This is a genomic window from Rhodoferax koreense, from assembly GCF_001955695.1.
GTDB classification, from domain to species: Bacteria; Pseudomonadota; Gammaproteobacteria; order Burkholderiales; family Burkholderiaceae_C; genus Rhodoferax_B; species Rhodoferax_B koreensis.
On sequence record NZ_CP019236.1, the window covers coordinates 2,342,670 to 2,358,775 of the forward strand.

A 16,106-nucleotide genomic window follows, 5' to 3' on the forward strand; every position below is an offset into this window, starting at 1 on the left:
GGGAACTATCTTATCCCGCGATGTGACCATCCAGCGCCTACAGGCGTGAAACCGACACTGTTTCATCATGGTTCCATACGATGCTTCCGCACCACGGCAGCAAGACGTCCAGCAGCCCGGCCTTCGTCGACGCGGTGGCGCCGCGGTTCGCGCTGGTCCAGGCGGGTTACCGCAACCGCTTCGGCCATCCGGCGGCGCCGGTGCTGGCGCGCTACGACGAACGCGGCATCGCGGTTTTCGACTCGGCGCGCTGTGGCGCCATGCGGTGGTCTTCGGCCGACGGGGACGCGCCGGATTGCGAGCGCGACACGCAACAACGGTACTGGCAACACCGTCTGGCGCCACGCGCGAACGCGCCCGAGCTCGCAAAAAAAGAGGGATGAAAACACCCTCCCGGCCAAGTCCTGGGGATCGCCGGTATACGATGAATGCTTCGTACGCGGGGTCTGCGGGTTTACCAGGGTGCGGACATCGATCGATGAGAAATGGGTGGATATCTCGTGCGTACCGGGCGGCGCTGGACATGGTCGCTGGCGCGCAACTTGCTATTCTTTGTTTTCAGGAGATGGAACTTTTATGCAGAAATTTGACGAGATGTACACCAAGCTGCCCTACGAGTTCTTCTCGAACGGCGAGCAGATCCGGGACCATTACAAGATCTACGACGCCTGGCTCGCCAAGCAACCCGGGGACATGATGGCCAAGCGGCGCGAGGAAGCGGAGATGATCTTCCGCCGCGTCGGCATCACGTTTGCGGTCTACGGCGCCAAGGACGAGGACGGCTCCGGCACCGAGCGCCTGATTCCATTCGACCTGATCCCCCGCATCATCCCGGCCCACGAATGGGGCAGCATGGAAAAAGGCCTGGTCCAGCGCGTGACCGCCCTGAACCGCTTCATCCACGACGTCTACCACGACCAGGAAATCCTCAAGGCCGGCATCATCCCGCGCGAGCAGGTCATCAACAACGCGCAGTTCCGCCCCGAGATGATGGGCGTGGATGTGCCCAACAACATCTACTCGCACATCTCGGGTGTGGACATCGTGCGCGCGCCCAACGCCAAGGGCGAGGGCGAGTACTACGTGCTCGAAGACAACCTGCGCGTGCCCAGCGGCGTGAGCTACATGCTCGAAGACCGCAAGATGATGATGCGGCTGTTCCCCGACCTGTTCAACCGCCACCGTGTCGCCCCCGTCGCGCATTACCCCGACCTGCTGCTCGAAACCCTGCGCGCCTCGGCGCCCGCGGCCACGGCCGAGCCCACGGTGGTGGTGCTCACGCCCGGTATGTACAACAGCGCCTATTTCGAGCATGCCTTCCTGGCCCAGCAGATGGGCGTCGAGCTCGTCGAAGGCCAGGACCTGTTCGTGAAGGACAAGTTCTGCTACATGCGCACCACGCGTGGCCCGAAGCGTGTCGACGTGATCTACCGCCGCGTGGACGACGACTTCCTCGATCCGCAGGTGTTCCGCCCCACGTCCACGCTGGGCTGCGATGGCCTGATGGCGGCGTATTCGGCCGGCAACGTGACCATCTGCAACGGCGTCGGCACCGGCGTGGCCGACGACAAGTCGATCTATCCCTACGTACCGAAGATGATCGAGTTCTACCTCGGCGAAAAGCCGATCCTGAACAACGTGCCGACCTACATGTGCCGCAACAAGGACGACCTGGCCTACACGCTGGCCAACCTCAAGGACCTGGTGGTCAAGGAAGTGCACGGCGCCGGCGGCTACGGCATGCTGGTCGGCCCCGCCGCCACCAAGGCCGAGATCGAGGAATTCCGCGCCGCCGTGCTGGCCAACCCGAGCGGCTACATCGCGCAGCCCACGCTGTCGCTCTCCAGCTGCCCGACCTTCGTGGAAAGCGGGATCGCACCGCGCCACATCGACCTGCGTCCCTTCGTGCTGTCGGCCAAGGAGGTGCAGATGGTGCCGGGCGGCCTGACGCGCGTGGCGCTGAAGGAAGGCTCGCTGGTGGTCAACTCGTCGCAGGGCGGCGGCACCAAGGACACCTGGATCCTCGAAGACGACGCCGTGCCCGCTACCGTGCCCGTCGTTGCGCAATCCCAATCCCAATCCTGAACAACGGGCCGAGGAAAAAACATGCTTTCAAGAACCGCCGACCATCTTTTCTGGATGTCCCGTTACACCGAGCGTGCAGAGAACACCGCGCGCATGCTCGACATCAACTACCAGACCGCCTTGCTGCCGCAATCCGCCGCCGTCGCGCAGGTCGGGCTGCAGGGCCTGCTGTCGATCAGCGAGTTGCTCTACCCCTACAAGGAAAAACATGGCGACATCACCTCCAAGTCGGTGATGGAGTTCATGGTCAAGGACGAGGAGAATCCCTCGTCCATCATCTCCTGCCTGCGTGCCGCGCGCGAGAACGCCCGCGCCGTTCGGGGCACCTTGACCACCGAAGTCTGGGAGACGCTCAACACCACCTGGCTCGACGTGAACCGCATGCTCAAGGCCGGTGAATTCGAAGCCGACCCGGCCCAGTTCTTCGAATGGGTCAAGTTCCGCTCCCATCTGTCGCGTGGTGTCACGCTGGGCACGATGCTGCAGGACGAGGCTTTCCACTTCACGCGCCTGGGGACGTTCCTGGAGCGGGCCGACAATACGGCGCGCCTGGTGGACGTGAAGTTCCACGCGGTGGAGAGCGACTTCTACGGCGCCGCCAGCGAAAAGGACCAGGAGTACGACTTCTACCACTGGAGTGCGATCCTGCGCAGCGTCTCTGGCTTCGAGGTCTACCGCAAGGTCTACCGCGACGTGATCAAGCCCGAGCGCGTGGCCGAACTGCTGATCCTGCGCCAGGACATGCCGCGCTCGCTGCTGGGCTGCCTGAACGAAGTGCTGAGCAACCTGGGGCTGGTTTCCAGCAATCCATCGAGCGAAACCCTGCGCCGCGCCGGCAAGCTGCGCGCGGACCTGCAGTACGCGCGCATCGACGAGATCCTGGCCACCGGCCTGCATGCGTTCCTCACCCAGTTCCTCGACCGGGTCAACGAACTCGGTTCGCACATCAGCCGCGAGTTCCTCGTGCCCGCGGCGGCCTGAGACGATGAGACCCCGCTCATCGCTTGGCGCCATGCGTCGATTTGTGCTGCCCCCGAAGGGGACGCGTCAGTGCCTTCGGGCGGCCGGGCGTCACTGATGACGGGGGACGACTGGCGACGCTCCTTCGTTGATTCCTTGAATGGTGGCCGCGCCGTTTCGGCGGTGCGGGATCAGGTCAGTGCCGCGCCTGCCGGTCTGCCTCAACGCAAGAGGCGCTGGCGTTGACCAAGCTCTTCACCCGATGGCTGGGTCGGCTGAGCGTCGGCCGCAAGCTCACCCTGATCTACCTGCTCGACCTGACGGCGGTCATCTACGTCTCGAGCATCCTGATCCACGAGAAATTCCAGGCCATCGACTTCACCCGCAAGGAGATCGTCGGCACCACCTACAGCGTGGCCGTGCGCGATGTGCTGATGGTGCCCTTCCTCGCGCCGGCCGCCGACCCCAAGGCGGCCGATGTGCTGCTGGAACGCCTGCATCAGCTGCGCGATGCGCATGACCCTGCGCTGAAGACGGAAGAGGCCAGCCGTACTTTCGTCGAGAGCTGGCGGCGCGTGCCGGCGCCCGACGCGCCCGGCGCCAACAGCGCAGTGAACCGCCAGAACGCGCTGCGCGGCCTGGTGCGCGAGGCGCGCGAACTGCTCACCACGGTGGGCAACCAGTCCAACCTGATCCTCGACCCCGACCTCGACAGCTACTACGCGATGTCGCTGGTGGTGCTGCGTTTTCCCGAGTTGCTCGAGGTGCTCAACGACACCGTGCGCATCCTGCCGGCCGCCTCGCCCGGGAGCGCCAGCGGCGTGACCGACCGCCGCACGGAACTGCTGATCCTGGCCGGCCGGCTCGACGCGGTGGCGCTGGGCATCCGCTCCGACTACACGCAGGCCTTCGCCGCGGGCACGCTGGTGCAGCGCACTGCGCTCGAACCCGGGCGCAAGCTGCTGGAAGACCGGCTCGGCGAATTCCTGGCCGCGGTGCAGGCCCTGGCCGACGGCAGCGTCAACCCGCGCAGCCTGGAGCAATTGCGCGGCCACTACGCCGGTTCGCTCGAGGCGCTGACGCAGGCCTGGGCCCTCACCGCCACCGATTTGGACCGGTTGCTGCGCGAACGCGTGGACCTGCTGTTCACGCGCATGTGGCTGCACCTGGGCACGGCGCTGCTGCTGCTGAGCTGCATCCTGAGCCTGGTGTATGCCGTCGCGCGGCAGATCTCGCGGCCGCTGAAGAACCTGGCCGGCGTGGCCGACACGGTGCGCCAGACGGGCGACCACACGCGGCGCATGGTCTGGCACAGCCGTGACGAGATCGGCCAGCTCGTCACCGCCTTCAACGAGATGCTGGCCCAGCTCGACCAGCAGCGGCTGGTGCAGCAGGAGGCCACGGCGCGCGAACGTGCCGCGCAGGCCCAGCAGGCGCTGGTCGAGGCGATCCCGATCGCGCTGGTGATGACCTCGGTGCCCGACCACGAGGTGTTGCATGCCAATGCGCCGGCCCAGGAATGGCTGGCCGGCAACAACACGGACCCCTGGCGTACCGGGCTCGAGCCGGGCGTGCGCACCCGTTTCTTCCAGCATCTGTCGGACCGCGGTGCGGTCGACGAATTCGAGGTGCGCTGGCTCGGCGGCGCCGAGCCGTCGTGGGCCGTGCTGTCGGCGCGGCGGCTGCAGTTCCAGGGCCGCGACGCGGTGCTCACGGCCTTCACGCCGATCAACGTGCTCAAGGTGATGGAGCGCCGGCTCGAGCTGTGGGCCAAGGTCTTCGAAGCCTCGAGCGAGGGCATCATCATCATGGATGCGCAGCAAAAGATCCTGAGCGTGAACCGCGCGTTCTGCCGCAGCACCTCCTACGATTTCTACGAGGTCATCGGCGAGCACCTGAGCTTCCTGCTCGAGGGGCAGCAGGCCATCACTGTCGGACAGCGTCTGGACAACCTGTCGCAGGAGCGCGACGCCTGGCAGGGCGAGGTCAACTTCGTGAAACGCTCGGGTGAGACCTATCCCGCGTGGCTCATGATCTCGGCGGTGCGCGACGGCGCGCGGCACAGCACGGTGTCGCAATACATCGGCATCTCGGTGGACATCACCGACCGCAAGCGCACCGAGGCGCGCGTGCAGTTCCTGGCCCAGCACGACGTGCTGACCGAGCTGCCGAACCGTGCGCTGTGCGTGGTGCGGCTGGAGATCGCCCTCAAGGCCGCGGCCGTCAGCGGCGAGCGCGTGGCCGTGCTGTTCATCGACCTCGACCGCTTCAAGAACATCAACGACACGCTGGGCCACCACATCGGCGACGGCGTGCTGCGCTCGGTGGCCCACCGGCTGAGCCATGCCGTGCGCGCCGACGACACCGTGAGCCGGCTCGGTGGCGACGAATACGTGGTGATCCTGCGCGGCGTGAGCGACCGGGCGGAGGTGCAGCAGATGGTCGAGCGGCGGCTGATCCCGCTGATCCGCCAGACCCACCATGTGGAAGGGCATGACCTGCATGTGTCGTGCAGCGTCGGCGTGTCGCTCTATCCCGATGACGGCAGCGATCTCGACCAGCTCATGCGCCGCGCCGACGCCGCGATGTACGTGGCCAAGAGCGAGGGGCGCGACATGGCGCGTTTCTACGAGCCCGAGATCGAGCAAATGGCGCAGCAGCGCGTGACGCTGGAAAACCACCTGCGCCAAGCACTGGCGCTCGGCGAATTCAGCCTGCACTTCCAGCCCAAGGTGAATGCGCTGACGCTCGATGTGATCGGGGTGGAGGCCTTGCTGCGCTGGAACAATCCCGAGCTCGGCGCGGTGCCGCCGTCGCAGTTCATCCCGGTGGCGGAGGAGACCGGCCTGATCCGTCCGATCGGCGCCTGGGTGCTGGAGCAGGCCTGCAGCCAGTTGGCGCGCTGGCATGCACAGGGGTTGGGCTTCCTCGATGTTTCGGTGAATCTTTCGGCCATGCAGCTGGCCGATACCGACCTGGTGGCCCAGGTGCAGGCCTGCCTGGAGCGGCACGGGGTGATGCCGGCCGCGCTCGAGATCGAGATCACCGAGTCGCTGCTGATGGACAACACCAGCCTGGCCGAGGAGCAGCTCGTCGCGCTGAAGGCACTCGGTGTGCAGTTGTCGATCGATGACTTCGGCACCGGCTATTCGAGCCTCGCCTACCTGAAGCGGTTCGCCATCGACAAGCTCAAGATCGACCAGTCCTTCGTGCGCGACATGCTGAGCGACCCGACGGATCTGGCCATCGTGCGCGCGATCATCGCGCTGGGCCATACGCTAGGGCTGCGCGTGATCGCCGAGGGGGTGGAGATCGAGGAGCTTGCCGGCCAGCTCAAGCTGCTCGACTGCGACGAGCTGCAGGGGTTCCATTTCGCCCGGCCGATGCCGGCGGCCGCCTTCGAGGGCTGGCTGCACGAGCGCCACCTGCTGCCGGAACGCCGGCGCGCGCCGCCGGCCTGAACCGGTAGCCCGGGCGGCAGGGGGGCGATGCTCACTCGTGCCGCGAGTTGTAGGTGGCGGTCAGCAGCCGGTCGGTGTAGGCGATGGCCAGCGCACTCAGCAGGAAGACGACGTGGATGATGGTCTGCCACATTAGCACCTTGACGTCGTAGTTGGCGGCGTTGATGAAGGTCTTGAGCAGGTGGATCGAGGAGATGCCGATGATCGCCATGGCCAGCTTCACCTTCAGCACCGAGGCGTTCACGTGGCTCAGCCATTCGGGCTGGTCCGGGTGGCTCTCCAGGTTCATGCGGCTCACGAAGGTCTCGTAGCCGCCGACGATCACCATGATCAGCAGGTTGGAGATCATCACCACGTCGATCAGCGCCAGCACCACCAGCATGATGATGGTCTCGTTGAGCGCCGGTGGTGTGCCCGCGTTGTTGTAGCCGATGCTGGTGATCAGCGCCTGCAGGGCGGTCTGGTTGCCGAAGGCGGCTTCCACCAGGTGCAGCAACTCGACCAGGAAGTGCACCACATACACCGCCTGCGCGGCGATCAGCCCGAGGTAGAGCGGAAGTTGCAGCCAGCGGCTGGCGAAGATGAAGCCGGCAAGAGGGCCCAGGCCGGTGTTGGGGGAAACAGGAGGTTTGGACATCGGACCGATCGGTAGTGAGGCAAAAAGGCGGAATTGTAGGGGTGACCCGTGACGGATTGCGCCGGGTGTAAGCTAGCCTTCAGTCAGTCGCTTGTAAGAGCGAGCCGCGACATTACGACGCAGTTCGGATTAACCCTAGACTTCGAGGAGACATCACCATGAGCAACACCGCGTCCAACAACATCGAATCGGTCCTGGTCGAGAACCGCGTGTTCCCGCCATCGGAAGCCATGGTCCGGCAGGCGCGCATCTCGGGCATGGCCGCGTACGACGCGCTCTGTGCCGAGGCCGAACGCGATTTCACCGGGTTCTGGGGTCGGCTGGGGCGTGAGAACGTGCAGTGGGACAAGCCCTTCACGCAGGTGCTCGACGAATCGAACGCGCCGTTCTACCAGTGGTTTGCCGACGGCGAGCTCAACGCCTCGGCCAATTGCCTGGACAAACACATGGGAACGGCGGTCGAGAACAAGACCGCCGTGATCTTCGAAGCCGACGACGGCACGGTCACCAAGACCACGTACCGCGAACTGCTGGTGCGCGTGAGCCAGTTCGCCAACGCACTCAAGGCCGAGGGCATCCAGAAGGGCGACCGGGTGCTGATCTACATGCCGATGACGCTCGAGGGCGTGATCGCCATGCAGGCCTGCGCCCGCATCGGCGCCACGCACAGCGTGGTGTTCGGCGGCTTCTCGGCCAAGGCGCTGAACGAGCGCATCATCGATGCCGGCGCCGTGGCCGTGATCACCTCCAACTTCCAGATGCGCGGCGGCAAGGAGCTGCCGCTGAAGGCCATCATCGACGAGGGCATCGCGATGGGCGGCTGCGAGAGCATCAAGACCGTGTTCGTCTACGAACGCACGAAGACGGCGTGCAACATGGTCGCGAGCCGCGACAAGACCTTCGCCGAAGCCATCCAGGGCCAGAGCAGCGACTGCCCGCCGGTGTCGGTGGGCGCCGAACATCCGCTGTTCATCCTCTACACCTCGGGCTCGACCGGCAAGCCCAAGGGTGTGCAGCACAGCACCGGCGGCTACCTCCTGTGGGCCAAGCTCACCATGGACTGGACCTTCGACCTGAAACCCGAGGACGTCTTCTGGTGCACGGCCGACATCGGCTGGATCACCGGCCACACCTACGTGGCCTACGGGCCGCTGGCCGCGGGCGCCACGCAGATCATCTTCGAAGGCATTCCCACTTATCCGAACGCGGGCCGTTTCTGGCAGATGATCGAGCGCCACAAGTGCTCGATCTTCTACACCGCCCCCACCGCGATCCGTTCGTTGATCAAGGCCGCCGAGGGCGACGCCGCCGTGCATCCGGACCGCTCCAACCTGGACAGCCTGCGCATCCTGGGCTCGGTGGGTGAACCGATCAACCCCGAAGCCTGGATGTGGTACTACAAGAACGTCGGCCACGAGCGTTGCCCCATCGTCGACACGTTCTGGCAGACCGAGACCGGCGGCCACATGATGACGCCGCTGCCGGGCGCCACGCCGCTGGTGCCTGGCAGCTGCACGCTGCCGCTGCCGGGCATCATGGCCGCCATCGTCGACGAGACCGGCAACGACCTGCCCAACGGCGCGGGCGGCATGCTGGTGGTGAAGCGGCCGTGGCCCTCGATGATCCGCACCATCTGGAACGACCCGGAACGTTTCAAGAAGAGCTATTTCCCCGAGGAAATGGGTGGCACCATCTATCTGGCCGGCGATGGTGCGGTGCGCAGCGCCGACCGCGGCTACTTCCGCATCACCGGCCGCATCGACGACGTGCTCAACGTCTCCGGCCATCGCATGGGCACGATGGAGATCGAGTCGGCGCTGGTGGCCAAGTCCGACCTGGTGGCCGAGGCCGCGGTGGTGGGCCGTCCGGACGACCTGACCGGCGAAGCCATCTGCGCCTTCGTCGTGCTCAAGCGCTCCCGCCCCACCGGCGAGGAAGCCAAGCAGATCGCCAACGAACTGCGCAACTGGGTGGCCAAGGAGATCGGCCCGATCGCCAAGCCCAAGGATATCCGCTTCGGCGACAACCTGCCCAAGACCCGCAGCGGCAAGATCATGCGCCGCCTGCTGCGCAGCATCGCCAAGGGGGAAGCGATCACGCAGGACACCTCCACGCTGGAAAACCCCGCCATCCTCGATCAATTGGCTGAAAAGCTCTGATCGACGACAGCCGCAAGGCTGCGACGGCAACAAAAAACCCGCTGGCTGCCAGCGGGTTTTTTGTTGCGTGCGGGGCGCTTACTTCAGGCCGAGGATCCAGGTCACGAGTTTCTTGGCATCGGCTTCGTTGACCTGCGGATTGGCCGGCATCGGGATCGGTCCCCAGACACCCGAGCCACCCTTGATGACCTTGGCCGACAGCTTGTCGACGGCGCTGGCATCGCCCTGGTATTTGGCGGCGACATCCTTGTAGGCGGGGCCGACGAGCTTCTTGTCGATGGCATGGCAGGCCATGCAGTTCTTGGCCGTGGCCAGGGCCTGGTCGGCGAGGGCGGGGCCGGCGACGGTGAGGGCCGTGGCCAGCGTCAGCAGGATGCGTTTCATCGTTTTCACCTCTTGGGTCGTGCGCGTGGGGGATGGGTTGGGTTACAGTCGTTCAACGCGATTGTAATGAACAGGGTTGACCCCGCGGCGCCTGGGCCAATGCCGGGCAGGCTGCCGTCTTTGAATGAGGAGTGTGCGATGTATTTTCTCGGCCTGGGTGTCGTGCTGCTGCTTCTCAAGTACCTCGAGATCGGCCCCGTGGCCCTGTGGAGCTGGTGGATCGTGCTGGCGCCGTTCGCGTTGGCCGTGGCGTGGTGGGCCTGGGCCGACTTCAGCGGCCACACCAAACGCAAGGCGGTAGAGCGGGAGGAACGCCGCAAGCAGGCGCGCATCGACAAGAGCCGCGGTGCGATGGGCCTGCCGCCACGCAAGCGCTGAAGCCGGTAGCCTTGAAATGAAAAACCCCGGAACCGGGTGGTTTCGGGGTTTTTGTCTTGGGGACGAGGCGTCGGGCGGCCGATCAGTAGTCGTCCAGCACCGCGCCCTTGCTGGCCGTGGACGCGTTGAACGCGAACTTGGCCTGCACACCACGGGTGTAGCGTGGCTTGGGTGCCGTCCAGGCCTGGCGGCGTTTTTCGATCTCGGCCTCGTCCACGTTCAACTCCAGCAACAGCTTGCGTGCATCGATCGTGATCGAGTCGCCCTCGTGGATGAAGGCGATGGTGCCGCCGACCGCGGCCTCGGGCGCCACGTGGCCGACCACCATGCCCCAGGTGCCGCCGGAGAAGCGGCCGTCGGTGATCAGGCCCACGCTTTCGCCGAGGCCCGCGCCGATCAGCGCGCCGGTCGGCGCCAGCATCTCGGGCATGCCCGGGCCGCCCTTGGGGCCCAGGTAGCGCAGCACCATCACGTCGCCGGCCACGATCTTGCCGTCCAGGATGGCTTTCAGCGCCGACTGTTCGTCGTCGAACACGCGCGCCGGGCCGGTGATCACCGGGTTCTTCAGGCCGGTGATCTTGGCCACCGCACCTTCGGGCGAGAGGTTGCCCTTCAGGATAGCGAGGTGGCCCTGGGCGTACATCGGGTTGGTGATCGGGCGGATCACGTCCTGCGTGGCGGGCGGCACATCAGGAATATCCTTCAACACTTCGGCGATGGTCTGGCCGCTGATTGTGAGGCAGTCGCCGTGCAGCAGGCCGGCGGCCAGCAGCGTCTTCATCACCTGCGGAATGCCGCCGGCCTGGTGCAGGTCGACCGCCAGGTACTTGCCGCTGGGCTTCAGGTCGCACAGCACCGGCGTCTTCACGCGCACACGCTCGAAGTCGTCGATGGTCCATTCGACGCCGGCGGCGTGGGCAATGGCCAGGAAGTGCAGCACGGCGTTGGTCGAGCCGCCGGTGGCCATGATCACGGCCACGGCATTCTCGATGGACTTGCGCGTCACGATGTCGCGCGGCTTGATGTCCTTCTTGATGGCCTCGATCAGCACCTTGGCCGATTCCTTGGCCGAGTTGGCTTTTTCGTCGTGCGGGTTGGCCATGGTGGACGAGTAGGGCAGCGACAGGCCCAGCGCCTCGAAGGCCGAGGACATGGTGTTGGCCGTGTACATGCCGCCGCAGGAGCCGGTGCCGGGGATGGCGCGCCGTTCGATCTCGGTCAGGTCTTCATCGGAGAGGTTGCCGGCCGCGTTCTGGCCCACGGCTTCGAACACGCTCACGATGTTCAGGTCCTGGCCCTTGTAGCGGCCGGGCAGGATCGTGCCGCCGTAGACGTAGATCGCCGGGACGTTGGCGCGCAGCATGCCCATCATGCCGCCGGGCATGTTCTTGTCGCAGCCGCCGACGACGAGCACGCCGTCGAGCCATTGGCCGCCGACACAGGTCTCGATGCAGTCCGAGATGACTTCGCGGCTGACCAGAGAGTACTTCATGCCCTCTGTGCCCATGGCCATGCCGTCGCTGATCGTCGGCGTGCCGAACACCTGGGCGTTGCCGCCGGCTTCCTCGATGCCCTCGATCGCCGCGTCGGCCAGCTTCTGCAGGCCGGAGTTGCACGGCGTGATGGTGCTGTGGCCGTTGGCCACGCCGACCATCGGCTTCTTGAAATCGCCTTCCTCGTAGCCCATGGCGTAGTACATGGAGCGGTTGGGCGCGCGCGACTTGCCTTCGGTGATGTTGGCGCTGCGGCGGTTGATCTGGATCGGCTTGGTTTCCATGGGCGTATCTCTTTATCGGTCGTGGGGAAAATTTCAGCGCGAAGTATGCGCCGTCTCGAAAATCGTTTCCAATCTATTTTTTCACCGCCATTAATTCATTCAGCATATGAAAGAAGCGCAGATCGAACTCCGCTTGTGGCGCCAGTTCGCCACGCTGGCTGAAGAGTTGCATTTCGGCCGCGCGGCTGTGCGCCTGCACATGACGCAGCCGCCGCTGACCCAGGCCATCGCCCAGTTGGAGCGGCTGCTCGACGTGCGCCTGTTCGACCGCACCAAGCGCAGCGTTCAGCTGACTGCCACGGGCCAGGCGCTGCTGCCCGAGGTGCTCGATCTGCTGGCCCGCGCGCAGGCGCTGCCCGAACATGCGCGTGCCGCCGCGGCCGGCGAACTCGGTCGCCTGCGGCTGGCGTTCGTCTCCACCGTGGGGTTTGCGCAGCTGCCGCAGTGGCTGCGCGGCTTTCGCGAGTCCTATCCGAACGTGCGCGTCGAGCTGACCGAGGCCACCGGCGACGTGCAGTTACAGGCCTTCGCGCGCGGCGAGATCGATGCAGGCTTCATGCTGCACGCCACTGGCTTCGCACCGGCTGGCCTGGCACGCCAGCTCATCGCGCAGGAGCCGCTGGTGATCGCGCTGGCCGAGCAGCATCCGCTGGCAACCGCACCGGTGCTCCGGCTCGATGCCGTGCTGGCCGAGCCGCTGGTGATCTTCCCGCGGCGCATCGTGCCTTCGCTGTACGACGCGATCTTTGCGCTCTACCACGCGGCCGGCCGCTCGCCGCAGGTGGCACAGGAGGCGATCCAGATGCAGACCATCGTCAACCTGGTCTCCGCCGGGCTGGGCGTGGCCTGGGTGCCGGAAAGCGTGCGGCAGTTCCAGCGGCCGGGCGTGGTCTACCGTGCCGTTCACCGCGTGAAGCGCGCCCCGGCGCTGCCAGGCTGCGAGACCAGCCTGGTGTGGCGCGAAGAGGGTCGAAGCCCGTCGCTGGAGCGTTTCATCGGATTCGTGCGGGAACAGGCCGGAGGGCGGTCCGACACGGTTTGATGGCGCCGCGACTACGCAGCGCCGTTGCGCCGCCCCTGCAGCGCAGGCGCCAGCACCACTTCCAGCCAGCGCGAGAACGCCTGCACCCGGTTCGATACATGGCGCCGGTGCGGGTACATCAGGTGCACCGGCATCGCCGCCGCGCGTGCTTCGGGCAGCACCTCGACCAACTCCCCCGATTGCAAATGATCCTGCACGTCGTAGGCCGGAATCTGGATCATGCCCAGCCCGGCCAGGGCGCAGGCGATGTAGCTCTCGGCGTTGTTCACGGTGACCCGGCTGCGCATGGCCTGCTGGACCGGCGTGCCGGCGTCGAGCCAATCCCAGGTTGCATTGCGCGTGCCACCGGGCGCGGCGTAGTTCACCGCCCAGTGCCCGGACAGTTCGGCGGGGGAGCCGGGCGTGCCATGCCGTGCCAGGTAGGCCGGGCTGGCGCAGTTGATCAACTCGAACGTGCCCAGCGGCCGTGCTACCAGGCTGCTGCTGGCCAGCGGCCCGACGCGCAGCGCGCAGTCCACGCCTTCCTGCACCAGGTCCACCGCCCGGTCGCTGGAGCCGAGGTCGAGTTCGACGGCGGGGAACTGTTTGAAGAAGCCCGGCAGCGCGGGCGCGATCAACAGGCGCGCGATGCGGCTGGGCACATCCACCTTGAGCCGGCCGGCCACCGCACCGGGCGAGGGCCTGAACTGCTGTTCCATCTCTTCCATGTCGGAGACGAGATCGCGTGCGCGCTCCAGCAGGGCCGCCCCGTCCGGCGTGAGGCTGACGCGCCGTGTGGTGCGGTACAGCAGACGCACCCCCAGCCGTGCCTCCAGCTGCTGCACCGCAGTGGAAACCGCCGCGCGCGGCAGCTGGAGCTGGTTGGCCGTCGAGGTGAAGCTGCCAGTTTCAGCGATGCGCACAAATACGGCGAGATTTTCGATTCGATCCATGCAATTGATCTGGTTTCCTGAATAGTCTAGTCCTTGACTGCGTGTTTATTCCTGATTGATCGCTCAATAGACTGGGTGTCTCAACCCAACGAAAGGAAACGCCATGTCAGCCCCTACCCTTCAAGGCAAAGTCGCCGTCATCGCCGGCGGCGGCAAGAATCTCGGCGCACTCATCGCCAGGCAGTTCGCCGGTGGCGGAACCCGTGGCATCGTCGTGCACTACAACAGCGACGCCTCCAGGGCCGAAGCCGAGGCCACCATCGGCGCCCTGAAGGCCCTCGGTGCCGACGCCATCGGCTTTCAGGGGGACCTGTCCGTGGTCGACAACAACGTGCGGCTGTTCGACACGGCGCTGGCGCATTTCGGCCAGGTGGACATCGCCGTCAACACCGCCGGCGTGGTCGTCAAGAAGCCGATCCTGGACGTCACCGAAGCCGACTACGAACGCAGCTTCGCCGCGAACGCGAAGGCCGCCTTCTTCTTCATCCAACAGGCCGGCCGCACGCTCGCCGAGCGCGGCAGCATCGTGACCATCGTCAGCTCGCTGCTGGCCGCCTACACCGACTCCTATGCCATCTACCCCGGCAGCAAGGCGCCGGTGGAGCACTACACACGCGCGGCTTCCAAGGAATTCGGTGCGCGCGGCATCAACGTCAACGCCATCGGCCCCGGCCCCATGGACACGCCCTTCTTCTACGGGCAGGAGAGCAATGCGTCGGCCGCCTACCACGCCTCGGCGGCGGCGCTGTCGGGCTTTTCGAAGAAGGGCCTGACCGACATCGAGGACATCGCGCCCCTGGTGCGCTTCCTCGTCACCGAAGGCTGGTGGATCACCGGCCAGACGATCTTCGCCAACGGCGGCTACACCACACGCTGAGCCGGCGCACCCGGCGCCAATGGCGGCTGCAGGCACAATACCGGCCATGTTGATCCACCCCGAAATCAATCCCATCGCCCTGCAGGTGGGACCGCTGGCCGTGCACTGGTATGGCCTGACCTATCTGGCCGCGTTCGCGCTGTTCATGTTCCTTGGCAGGCGCCGGCTGCGCCACGAACCCTATGCCTCAATCCAGGGCCCCGGCGCATGGTCGCGCAAGGATGTGGAGGACATCCTGTTCCTCGGTGTCATGGGGGTGGTGATCGGTGGGCGGCTGGGCTATTGCCTGTTCTACAAGCCCGGCTACTACCTGTCGAACCTGCTCGAAATCTTCTACGTGTGGCAAGGCGGCATGAGTTTTCACGGCGGCATGCTGGGCGTGATCGCGTCGATGATCTGGTTCGCACGCTCCCGTCACAAGCCTTGGCTGCAAGTGGCCGACTTCGTGGCGCCGTGTGTACCCACCGGGCTGGCGGCCGGCCGCGTCGGCAACTTCATCAATGGAGAGCTCTGGGGCCGCCTGGCGCCGCCCGACCTGCCTTGGGGCATGGTGTTCCGCGGCGCGGGCGAACTGCCGCGCCATCCGTCGCAGGTCTATCAGTTCCTGCTCGAAGGCCTGCTGCTGTTCGTCTGCCTGTGGCTGTATGCCCGCCGGCCGCGGCGCCAGGGCGAGGTGGCGGCGGCCTTCCTCGTGGGTTATGGCGTGCTGCGGTTCATCGCCGAGTTCTTCCGCGAGCCCGATGCCTTCCTCGGCCTGCTGTCGCTGGGCATGAGCATGGGCCAATGGCTGTGCGTGCCGATGGTGCTCGGCGGCATCGGGCTGTGGATCTGGGCGCGGCGCGATGGCGGTGCCGTGCCCGTGCGGCGCTGACGGCGCACCCAGGGCGTCCGGCGCTCAGGAGCGCAACGCGCTGGCGGGCCAGACGAACAGGTTCTTGCTGGGGGTGCCGGCTTGCACCGTCAACGCCTGCTTCAGGGTCTGGCCGTTGAACGTGGCCTGCACGTCGTAGTGGCCGGGCGCCAGGCGGGTCAACAGGAACGGACCCTCGGACACGGTGTCCAGCACCGCGTGCCCGGCAGCGTCCAGTACCTGCACGTGCACGTTGGCAGCGAAATCGGCGCCTTGTCTATCCGCCGCGTCCTTCACGGCGAATTCCATCGTGGCCGACCACTGCGGCGACACCGTCTGCATGAAATGCGCCTCGTCGCTGCCGATGCCGCCACTCATGTATTCGATGCCGTGGCTGACATGGATGGATGGTGTCGCGGCCTGCGCCGCGGTGGCGGCCAACGCGCCGGCGGCCAGCAGAACAGCGGTGGCCAGGACGCGCTTTCCAGGTTGGAACATCTTGTGCATGATGAAACTCCTTGCATGGGATGAAGTGGAAATTCCATTCTGAGGCGGGTGGCTTAA

General features: G+C 66.0%; 13 protein-coding genes and 1 pseudogene. 9 read left to right on the forward strand and 5 right to left on the reverse strand.

Going from position 1 to position 16,106, the window contains the following annotated elements; all coding sequences use genetic code 11:
• Positions 1-80 precede the first annotated feature (80 nt).
• The 4 genes and pseudogenes from RD110_RS11100 to RD110_RS11115 form a co-directional block, all read left to right on the forward strand.
• A pseudogene (locus tag RD110_RS11100) lies at positions 81-383 on the forward strand (ComEC/Rec2 family competence protein); the annotation flags it as partial.
• A 193-nt stretch (positions 384-576) separates the two neighbouring features.
• Positions 577-2,085 (forward strand): circularly permuted type 2 ATP-grasp protein, encoded by a 1,509-nt coding sequence (locus RD110_RS11105; RefSeq protein WP_076199433.1) that lies wholly within the window; start codon positions 577-579, stop codon positions 2,083-2,085.
• A 21-nt stretch (positions 2,086-2,106) separates the two neighbouring features.
• Entirely contained in the window at positions 2,107-3,066 is a 960-nt protein-coding gene (locus RD110_RS11110; protein ID WP_076199435.1) for an alpha-E domain-containing protein, read from the forward strand.
• 215 nt (positions 3,067-3,281) lie between these two features.
• Positions 3,282-6,506, forward strand: coding sequence for an EAL domain-containing protein (locus RD110_RS11115; protein WP_076199437.1), 3,225 nt, complete (start codon positions 3,282-3,284; stop codon positions 6,504-6,506).
• Positions 6,507-6,537: 31 nt separating this feature from the next.
• On the opposite strand, the gene RD110_RS11120 is transcribed toward RD110_RS11115, so the two are convergent.
• Entirely contained in the window at positions 6,538-7,143 is a 606-nt protein-coding gene (locus RD110_RS11120) for a TIGR00645 family protein (RefSeq protein ID WP_076199439.1), read from the reverse strand.
• A gap of 158 nt (positions 7,144-7,301) precedes the next feature.
• Between RD110_RS11120 and acs the strand changes: the two genes are divergently transcribed.
• The gene (gene acs / locus RD110_RS11125) at positions 7,302-9,302 is read left to right on the forward strand and encodes an acetate--CoA ligase (RefSeq protein ID WP_076199441.1); all 2,001 of its coding nucleotides are present in this window, start codon (positions 7,302-7,304) and stop codon (positions 9,300-9,302) included.
• Positions 9,303-9,380: 78 nt separating this feature from the next.
• Here the strand turns inward: acs and RD110_RS11130 are convergent, their stop codons facing one another.
• Positions 9,381-9,686, reverse strand: coding sequence for a c-type cytochrome (locus RD110_RS11130; RefSeq protein WP_076199443.1), 306 nt, complete (start codon positions 9,684-9,686; stop codon positions 9,381-9,383).
• 138 nt (positions 9,687-9,824) lie between these two features.
• Between RD110_RS11130 and RD110_RS11135 the strand changes: the two genes are divergently transcribed.
• Positions 9,825-10,064, forward strand: a complete 240-nt coding sequence (locus tag RD110_RS11135; RefSeq protein ID WP_076199445.1) for a TIGR04438 family Trp-rich protein — start codon at positions 9,825-9,827, stop codon at positions 10,062-10,064.
• 82 nt (positions 10,065-10,146) lie between these two features.
• Here RD110_RS11135 and ilvD read toward each other — a convergent pair whose 3' ends face one another.
• Positions 10,147-11,841: a dihydroxy-acid dehydratase gene (gene ilvD / locus RD110_RS11140; RefSeq protein WP_076199447.1), complete on the reverse strand. Its 1,695-nt coding sequence runs from the start codon at positions 11,839-11,841 to the stop codon at positions 10,147-10,149.
• A gap of 106 nt (positions 11,842-11,947) precedes the next feature.
• Between ilvD and RD110_RS11145 the strand changes: the two genes are divergently transcribed.
• A complete protein-coding gene (locus tag RD110_RS11145; protein WP_076199449.1) occupies positions 11,948-12,883 on the forward strand; it encodes a LysR family transcriptional regulator in 936 nt (311 codons plus the stop codon).
• An 11-nt stretch (positions 12,884-12,894) separates the two neighbouring features.
• On the opposite strand, the gene RD110_RS11150 is transcribed toward RD110_RS11145, so the two are convergent.
• Entirely contained in the window at positions 12,895-13,815 is a 921-nt protein-coding gene (locus tag RD110_RS11150) for a LysR family transcriptional regulator (protein WP_076199451.1), read from the reverse strand.
• Between the two features lie 103 nt (positions 13,816-13,918).
• Between RD110_RS11150 and RD110_RS11155 the strand changes: the two genes are divergently transcribed.
• Positions 13,919-14,692 (forward strand): SDR family oxidoreductase, encoded by a 774-nt coding sequence (locus RD110_RS11155; protein WP_076199453.1) that lies wholly within the window; start codon positions 13,919-13,921, stop codon positions 14,690-14,692.
• Positions 14,693-14,738: 46 nt separating this feature from the next.
• The gene (gene lgt, locus RD110_RS11160) at positions 14,739-15,563 is read left to right on the forward strand and encodes a prolipoprotein diacylglyceryl transferase (protein WP_076199455.1); all 825 of its coding nucleotides are present in this window, start codon (positions 14,739-14,741) and stop codon (positions 15,561-15,563) included.
• A 24-nt stretch (positions 15,564-15,587) separates the two neighbouring features.
• On the opposite strand, the gene RD110_RS11165 is transcribed toward lgt, so the two are convergent.
• The gene (locus tag RD110_RS11165) at positions 15,588-16,049 is read right to left on the reverse strand and encodes a carboxypeptidase-like regulatory domain-containing protein (protein WP_076199457.1); all 462 of its coding nucleotides are present in this window, start codon (positions 16,047-16,049) and stop codon (positions 15,588-15,590) included.
• Positions 16,050-16,106: the final 57 nt, after the last annotated feature.